Annotated in this window: 5 protein-coding genes; 4 read left to right on the forward strand and 1 reads right to left on the reverse strand. The window is 69.3% G+C overall.

The genetic code is table 11. The features are described 5' to 3' along the window. The first annotated feature begins 219 nt into the window (after nucleotides 1–219). From NQO67_RS14730 to NQO67_RS14740, 3 genes are all read left to right on the forward strand, one after another. Nucleotides 220–1134, forward strand: coding sequence for a cation diffusion facilitator family transporter (locus tag NQO67_RS14730; RefSeq protein WP_255950368.1), 915 nt, complete (start codon nucleotides 220–222; stop codon nucleotides 1132–1134). 332 nt (nucleotides 1135–1466) lie between these two features. Further along, on the forward strand, nucleotides 1467–2930 hold the full coding sequence (gene ahcY, locus NQO67_RS14735) for an adenosylhomocysteinase (RefSeq protein WP_255950369.1): 1464 nt from the start codon (nucleotides 1467–1469) through the stop codon (nucleotides 2928–2930). Between the two features lie 273 nt (nucleotides 2931–3203). Then, nucleotides 3204–3818 carry a hypothetical protein gene (locus tag NQO67_RS14740; protein ID WP_255950370.1) on the forward strand — a complete coding sequence of 205 codons (615 nt, stop codon included), beginning with the start codon at nucleotides 3204–3206 and terminating at the stop codon, nucleotides 3816–3818. 39 nt (nucleotides 3819–3857) lie between these two features. Here NQO67_RS14740 and NQO67_RS14745 read toward each other — a convergent pair whose 3' ends face one another. Continuing rightward, nucleotides 3858–4832 (reverse strand): RDD family protein, encoded by a 975-nt coding sequence (locus NQO67_RS14745; protein ID WP_255950371.1) that lies wholly within the window; start codon nucleotides 4830–4832, stop codon nucleotides 3858–3860. A gap of 345 nt (nucleotides 4833–5177) precedes the next feature. On the opposite strand from NQO67_RS14745, the gene NQO67_RS14750 reads away from it, so the two are divergent. Then, the gene (locus NQO67_RS14750; RefSeq protein WP_255950372.1) at nucleotides 5178–6185 is read left to right on the forward strand and encodes a stage II sporulation protein M; all 1008 of its coding nucleotides are present in this window, start codon (nucleotides 5178–5180) and stop codon (nucleotides 6183–6185) included. The last annotated feature ends 352 nt before the right edge of the window (nucleotides 6186–6537 follow it).

Genomic DNA, 6537 nt, shown 5'->3' on the forward strand with positions numbered 1-6537 from the left:
AAGCCCGGATACGGCGACGGCGGCATGCCTGCGCAACGACACACACGGCGGTGTGCCACGTGCCCACCGTGAGGGCCGACGATGCATGTGTCGTCGGCGACGTGACGCGGGCGAGTGCCGCCGACGATGTGCCGTTGGCGACGCGTCGAGGGTGATGCGTCAAAAGGTGAGGGTGCCGCCGGGGCGGCGCCGAAACGCGGCGAGGACTCCGGGGGAGAGATGAGCGCTTCAGGCGACAACAAGGCGATCGTGGCGGCGCTCGGCGCCAATCTGGCCATCGCCGTGTCGAAGTTCGTGGCGTTCGTCTTCAGCGGCTCATCGTCGATGCTGGCCGAGGGCGTGCACTCCATCGCCGACTCCGGCAACCAGGTCCTGCTCCTCTTCGGCGGCAAGCGCTCCAAGCGCGCCGCCACCCCCCAGCACCCGTTCGGCTACGGCCGCGAACGCTTCATCTACGCCTTCCTGGTGTCGATCGTCCTCTTCACCATCGGTGGCGTCTTCGCGCTCTACGAGGGCTACGAGAAGGTGACGCATCCGCACGAGCTGGACAACTGGTACTGGCCGATCGGCGTCCTGGTGTTCGCCATCCTCGCCGAGGGCTTCTCCTTCCGCACCGCGATAAAGGAGGCCACCGAGGTACGCGGCGGCCTCAGCTGGACCGAGTACATCCGCCGCGCCAAGGCCCCCGAACTGCCCGTCGTCCTGCTGGAGGACTTCGGCGCGCTGGTCGGCCTGGCGCTGGCCCTGTTCGGCGTCGTCCTGACGGTGGTGACCGGGGACGCCGTCTGGGACGGCATCGGCACCCTCTGCATCGGCGCACTGCTGGTCTGCATCGCGCTGGTGCTCGCCGTGGAGACCAAGTCGCTCCTGCTGGGTGAGGCCGCGGGGCCGGGCGAGGTCAGGAAGATCGAGCAGGCTCTGGTGGACGGCGACACGGTCACCCGCATCATCCACATGCGGACCCTCCACCTCGGCCCCGACGAACTGCTGGTCGCAGCGAAGATCGCCGTCGAGCACGACGACACCGCCGCCGAGGTCGCCGCCGCGATCAATGCCGCGGAGGCCCGCATCCGCGCCGCGGTCCCCATCGCCCGGATCATCTACCTGGAACCGGACATCTACACCACTGCCTGAGGGCCCCCAGCCCGCCCCTCACCAGGAGATCTGCCGCCACCGCACACCGTCGCACGCCCGCATTGCGAGGCTGGACGCCCGGATTCCCCAGTTGGCAGGTGCCCGGATTTTTCCTGCCCGGCCTGGGGACCGTGGGACGATCGGTGTAAATTCGTGACCATAGCCAGACGTCGCTGCTGATGGCGGTCGAGCGGCCCGAACCGGGCCGACCGAGGGAGAGAGGGCCTCCGACGGACTGCGCTGCGCGCACCCCGGGCATTCGTATGTCCGCTTGCCCCCGTCGGCGCGCAGACCAGCCCATCACCTCGACCCAATCACGAGGAGCAGCTCGCATGTCGACTGTCGAGACCCGACAGGACCAGGACTTCAAGGTCGCCGACCTCTCGCTCGCCGAATTCGGCCGCAAGGAGATCACCCTCGCCGAGCACGAGATGCCCGGTCTGATGGCGATCCGCAAGGAGTACGCCGAGCAGCAGCCGCTGCGCGGCGCCCGGGTCACCGGCTCCCTCCACATGACCGTCCAGACCGCCGTCCTCATCGAGACCCTGGTCGCCCTCGGCGCCCAGGTCCGCTGGGCCTCCTGCAACATCTTCTCCACCCAGGACCACGCCGCCGCCGCGATCGCCGTCGGCCCGAACGGGACGGCGGACGACCCGAAGGGCATCCCGGTCTTCGCCTGGAAGGGCGAGACGCTGGAGGAGTACTGGTGGTGCACCGAGCAGGCGCTGACCTGGCCCGGCACCCCCACCGGCGGCCCGAACATGATCCTCGACGACGGTGGCGACGCCACCCTCCTCGTCCACAAGGGCGTCGAGTACGAGAAGGCCGGCAAGGTCCCCGCCGTCGACACCGCGGAGAGCGAGGAGCACGCCGTCATCCTCGGCCTGCTCGCCCGCACCCTCGGCGAGGACCCGCAGAAGTGGACCCGGCTCGCCTCGGAGGTCCGCGGCGTCACCGAGGAAACCACCACCGGCGTGCACCGCCTGTACGAGATGCACCGCGACGGCACCCTCCTGTTCCCGGCGATCAACGTCAACGACGCCGTCACCAAGTCGAAGTTCGACAACAAGTACGGCTGCCGCCACTCGCTCGTCGACGGCATCAACCGCGCCACGGACGTGCTGATCGGCGGCAAGGTCGCGGTCGTCTGCGGCTACGGCGACGTGGGCAAGGGCTGCGCCGAGTCGCTGCGCGGCCAGGGCGCCCGGGTGATCATCACCGAGATCGACCCGATCTGCGCCCTCCAGGCGGCGATGGACGGCTACCAGGTCACCACGCTCGACGAGGTCATCGGCGAAGCCGACATCTTCGTCACCACCACCGGCAACAAGGACATCATCATGGCCGCGGACATGGCCAAGATGAAGCACCAGGCCATCGTCGGCAACATCGGCCACTTCGACAACGAGATCGACATGGCCGGCCTCGCGAAGATCCCTGGCATCGTCAAGGACGAGGTCAAGCCCCAGGTGCACACCTGGACCTTCCCGGACGGCAAGACGCTCATCGTGCTGTCGGAGGGCCGCCTGCTCAACCTGGGCAACGCCACCGGTCACCCGTCCTTCGTGATGTCGAACTCGTTCACGAACCAGACGCTGGCCCAGATCGAGCTCTACACCAAGCCCGACGAGTACCCGATCGACGTGTACGTCCTCCCCAAGCACCTGGACGAGAAGGTCGCCCGACTCCACCTGGACGCCCTCGGCGTGAAGCTCACCACGCTCCGCCCCGAGCAGGCCTCCTACATCGGTGTCGCGGTCGAAGGCCCGTACAAGCCCGACCACTACCGCTACTGACGGGCCCCCGCTGACCCATGGTCCGCTGGTCCGCTCCCGACCGGCCGGCACTTGAGCCGCCGGCCGGCCGCCGAGCGGACCCGTACCCGACAGTGACGACCGAGCAGGCCCCCGCACCCCCGTGTCGGGGGCCTGCCCGGTTTCGCGGCACCGGCGCGGTAGTCGAGCCGGCCGCCGCGCCCGGCACGACAGTCGGCAGCCCACCCGCGGCATCCACCGCTGGCCGGAGCCCCTGTGAACCGAGGGCCGTAACCGCACGACTCAGGACATCCCATGCCCCGCGGCCGCTATTCGCTCCATGATCCGCACGATCACACCCCCCTGGGTGAAGAACACTTCCACTGCGCCCCTGGCGCCTCCGGCTGGCGCTACGTCTCTCAGCTGACCTCTCCCTCCGACGACCACGCCGGCTCAGTCGACCTGACCATCGACGAACTCGGCCGCCCCATCCGGCTGGAACTTCACGCGGCGGGCTGGCAGGTGCGCGGCGCCGCCCTTGAGGGCGTCACCTGGGTCCGCAGCGACCCGGCCGGCGCCGAGGCCACCGAAGGCAATACCCCCGCCCACGCCTTCACCGGCACGTCCCCCGCCTTCCTGGTCTCGACCGCGCGGCTGCTGCGCCTCGCCCCCGGTTCCCCCGCCACCCGTGTCCGCCTGGTCGCCTTCACCTCCCCCGTCCTCGCACCCCGTACCGTCGACCAGTCCTGGGCCCTGGTGAAAAGAGAAGCACACGCCACTGACAACGCCCCCCTGATCGTGGACGAATACCAGGTCAGCGCCCTGGACACGGGCGAGCAGCACACGGTCCACCTCGCCGGCGACGTCGTCCTCGCGGGCCCCGGTATCGAACTCGAAGACCTCGACTCACCCCCGTCGCAGTTCCCCTGACGGGCAGTTGACGGGTAGCCGGATCGGTGCAGCGCCGTCTCACGCAGGAGGCACGAACCCGGTGGCCCCGCGTGAACCTCCCGCACCCGGGTCCGTTCGTTCCCCGCCCTGGCTCGCCCCAAGGCCGCGGTCGGTGTCGTGGTCGACGCCGCGGTCGACGGGCCGTCCCAGGGACGAGGACGGCCATGAGGCATCCGGCTGCGCCCCAGGCCGCACGGCGGGAGCGCTGGGAGCGCCTGCCACGGGCCACCCCGGTATCCCGCTCGCCGCGCTGAGCGCCCGCCCCGCGTCCCGTGCCTGCCGCTCGTGCACCACTGCCGCCAGATACGCAGCCGGCGGCACGTCGACAGGCGCCGGGGCGCCGGTATGCGCCGCGACATCGGCCGCCAGCCGGGCCGCCATCGTCTGGCCCACCTGCGGGTCGAGCTGCTGCATCCGCATCAGGCACTGCCGGACCGCCAGCCACAACCCCTCGGGGACCCCAGACAGATCCAGCCCCGCGAGCCGTCCCGCCAGCCAGGGTGGTGGCGGCGGCACAAGGCCCGGCTTGCCGGCCGGGACCCTCTCCCGGACCACCAACGTGCCCGCCAGCACATCGCCGACCCGCCGGCCACGCGCGGACACCAGGGACGCGACACATGCGAGCGTCCCCACCGTCAGCAGAATCTCCACGACGCCGACCGCACCACGCGCCAGTGCATGCCGGAACCGGATCGGCCCCCCGTCGTCCCGCACCACCCGCAGCCCGCATGCGAGCTTCCCGAGCGACCGTCCGTGCGACAGCGTCTCCACCGCGATGGGCCCGCCCACCAGCACCAACACGAACGAAGCGACGGCGATGGCCGCCGCCGTAGCGGCGTCGAGCGACGAGGTGGACGCCACCACGAGAACGGTCACGGTGACGTACACGGTCGCCGTGACGAGCAGATCGACCAGCAGGGCCAGCGCACGACTCGGCAGCCGTGCCGGCCGCAGCTCCAGAGCCACCGCCTCACCCGTCACAAGCTCGCTCACGCCCACCGTCCTCTCTCCCGCCCCGTATGCCTCTACAGACCACGGAGACCGCCCCCCGACCGGCCACTCTGCCAAGCTGACGCAAACCAAGCCCTGCATCCGCTTCCTTGGGCGACCGCCAGGGGCGACCACAGAGGCGATGTCGATACCAGACACCAGGTACCTCGTACCAGGTAACAACCTCTGCCCGGTACGAGGTACCAGCTACGGGAACGAGAGAACTACAAAAGCACGTGAGGACTGGAGGACCATAAGAACGGCCTGTACGACAACGGCCTGTACGACCAGGAACCGGGCCAAGAAGGTCCCCTACAGGAGCTATGAGAAGCAGGAGCGGCCATACACATGGACCTCGACGTCTTCGTGACCGCCCACCAGGCGCAATGGGACCGCCTTGACGCCCTGCTGCGCCGCCAGCGGCACTTGACCGGCTCCGAAGCGGACGAGCTCGTCACGCTCTACCAACGCACGGCCACCCACCTCTCCCTGATCCGCTCCAGCGCCCCCGATCCCCAGCTCGTCGCCCGTCTGACGCACCTGCTGGCCCGCGCGCGGAGCGCGGTCACCGGCACCCGCCGCGCCTCCTGGAGCGACGCATCGCGCTTCGTCACCCAGGGCTTTCCCGCGGCGGTCTACCGGAGCCGGCACTGGTGGATTCCGACCGCCCTGGTATCGACAGCGGTATCCGTCCTCCTCGGGTGGTGGATCGGGACCCATCCAGAGGTCCAGGCGTCGATCGCGGCACCCTCGGAGCTCCGAAGCCTCACCCGTCCGGGAGGCCAGTACGAGACGTACTACTCAAGCCACCCAGCCGCCGCCTTCGCGACCCAGGTGTGGACGAACAATGCCGAAGCCGCGGCGCTCTGCCTGGTCCTGGGCGCCTTCCTCTGCCTGCCGGTCATCTGGATCCTCTTCCAGAACATGCTGAACCTGGGCGTCGGCATCGGACTGATGTCCTCCGCCGGCCGACTCGACACGTTCCTGGGCCTCGTCCTCCCGCACGGCCTCCTGGAGCTGACGGCCGTCTTCGTCGCGGCAGGGACGGGGCTCCGGCTCGGCTGGACCTGTATCGACCCGGGCCCACGCCCCCGCCGCACCGCCCTGGCCGAGGAAGGCCGGGCGGCCATCGGCATGGCCATAGGCCTCGCGCTCGTGCTCTTCGTCTCCGGCGCCATCGAGGGCTTCGTGACCCCCTCAGGACTGCCCACCTGGTCCCGCATCGGCATCGGCGCGGCAGTGGAGATCTCCTTCCTGGCGTACGTGTACGTCCTCGGCGGCCGAGCCGCACGCGCCGGTGATACAGGCGACCTGTTGCAGGGGGAGCGCAGCGCCACCGCTCCCGTTGCGGCCTGACGCGCGTCTGATGTGCATCGACACCTCGCTACCTGCTAAGCTCCACTCCGCCCCAGGACGACCCCTTGACGGGTCAGGGCTGGGGAAGTAGGCTAGCGAAGTTGCCCTGAGGTCGAACGCCTGTAGGGTGATCGAGCATACTTACGAAAGTCTCCAAGACTTCTCGAATTCCCGAGACGCTCGACTCGACTCAGTTGGAATATGCCGGCTGTCATTCAGGCCGCGATCATCTGATAAAGTCGGACCCACCGAGGAAGCCGCAGAGGCACCAAGGGAGAAAGGCCTTCCAACGGCCACCAGAATGAACATCCACCCGAAGCGGATGGAAATTCGGATCTGGTAAGGTTGGAAA

Source organism: Streptomyces odontomachi (genome assembly GCF_024435355.1).
Classification (GTDB): domain Bacteria; phylum Actinomycetota; class Actinomycetes; order Streptomycetales; family Streptomycetaceae; genus Streptomyces; species Streptomyces odontomachi.

What these genes read in the sequence shown, in the direction of transcription:
- NQO67_RS14730 (WP_255950368.1), top strand. Translation starts at nt 220, where the DNA reads ATGAGCGCTTCAGGCGACAACAAGGCGATCGTGGCGGCGCTCGGCGCC.
- ahcY (WP_255950369.1), top strand. Translation starts at nt 1,467, where the DNA reads ATGTCGACTGTCGAGACCCGACAGGACCAGGACTTCAAGGTCGCCGAC.
- NQO67_RS14740 (WP_255950370.1), top strand. Translation starts at nt 3,204, where the DNA reads ATGCCCCGCGGCCGCTATTCGCTCCATGATCCGCACGATCACACCCCC.
- NQO67_RS14750 (WP_255950372.1), top strand. Translation starts at nt 5,178, where the DNA reads ATGGACCTCGACGTCTTCGTGACCGCCCACCAGGCGCAATGGGACCGC.